Origin of the sequence: Mesorhizobium sp. M5C.F.Ca.IN.020.32.2.1 (genome assembly GCF_004023105.1) — a bacterium.
Taxonomy (GTDB): domain Bacteria; phylum Pseudomonadota; class Alphaproteobacteria; order Rhizobiales; family Rhizobiaceae; genus Mesorhizobium; species Mesorhizobium wenxiniae.
Window position 1 is genome coordinate 1 of sequence record NZ_RZSX01001360.1, and the last position, 1,032, is coordinate 1,032.

The following is a 1,032-nucleotide window of genomic DNA, read 5'->3' on the forward strand; positions in this document are numbered from 1 at the left end:
GATCTGGTCCGCTGGCGCTGGTCCATGTCGACGGCCACAGCGATTTCCGCCATCCGGGCAACTACGACATCAACGCTTCGCTCGGCTCGGTCGCCGGCATGGACCTTGCGCTCGCCACCGGACGTGGCGAGCCGTTGCTGACCGACTGGCCTGAAATCGCAAACCCCCTTGTTGCGGACGAACAGGTGATTCAGATCGGCGAACGCGAGAACCGCGACCCCGACTTCGCCTGGCCTGACATCAATTCGACCGCGATGACGCTGATCGACGTCTTTGCCGTGCGAGAGCTTGGCGCGGCAAAGGTCCTGGAAAAGACCTGGACAACGCTGGCGCGAACCGGCTGGCCCTATTGGGTGCATTTCGACGTCGATGCGCTCGATCAGACGGTGATGCCGGCGGTGGATTCACCAGGCAGTCCCGGCATCGATCCCGACGATCTCGTCGCCATTCTCGCGGCGCTGGTAGCGGTTCCGCGCTGCACCGGAATGGATATGACCATTTTCGATCCTGACCTCGATCCGACCGGAGAGCTGGCCGTGCTGCTGGTTTCGCTGCTTGGCCAGATCTATGCGTCGCGATAATCGTTAGCTTCGCGCCACCGGCATCACCGTGACCTGAGTAATGCCGGAGCGGCGCACCACCGTGCACACCGTCTCGCGGCCGATGCGCTCGGCGTCGAGCAGGCGCACCAGATCGTCGACGCCGGTGACCGGGCGTCCGTCGATGGCGGCGATGATGTCGCCTTCCCTGAGCCCGGCCTTGGCCGCCGGGCTGTTCGCCTCGATGCTGCGCAGGCGCACCGCCGTGCTGCTCGACACTTGCGACAGAAGGGCGGCGCGGCGCGGCAGGTTTGTCGTATCGGCCGAGACACCGATGAAGGCGCGGCGGACGCGGCCGAAGCGGATGATCTCCGAAATGACGAAATTGGCGGTGTTGGAGGCAACCGCGAAGGCAATGCCTTGCGCGCCGTGGATCATGGCGGTGTTGACGCCGATGACCTCGGCCGCCGACGGCACCAGCGGGCCGCCGGGA

The 1,032-nt window shown here is 65.5% G+C and carries 2 protein-coding genes; one reads left to right on the forward strand and one right to left on the reverse strand.

The features are described from left to right. A partial coding sequence (locus tag EOA86_RS35980; protein WP_206630251.1) for an arginase family protein occupies positions 1-581 on the forward strand: 581 nt, incomplete at its 5' end. Positions 582-584: 3 nt separating this feature from the next. On the opposite strand, the gene EOA86_RS35985 is transcribed toward EOA86_RS35980, so the two are convergent. After that, positions 585-1,032, reverse strand: a 448-nt coding sequence (locus EOA86_RS35985; RefSeq protein WP_128345780.1) for a PDZ domain-containing protein, incomplete at its 5' end; no start/stop codon positions are given.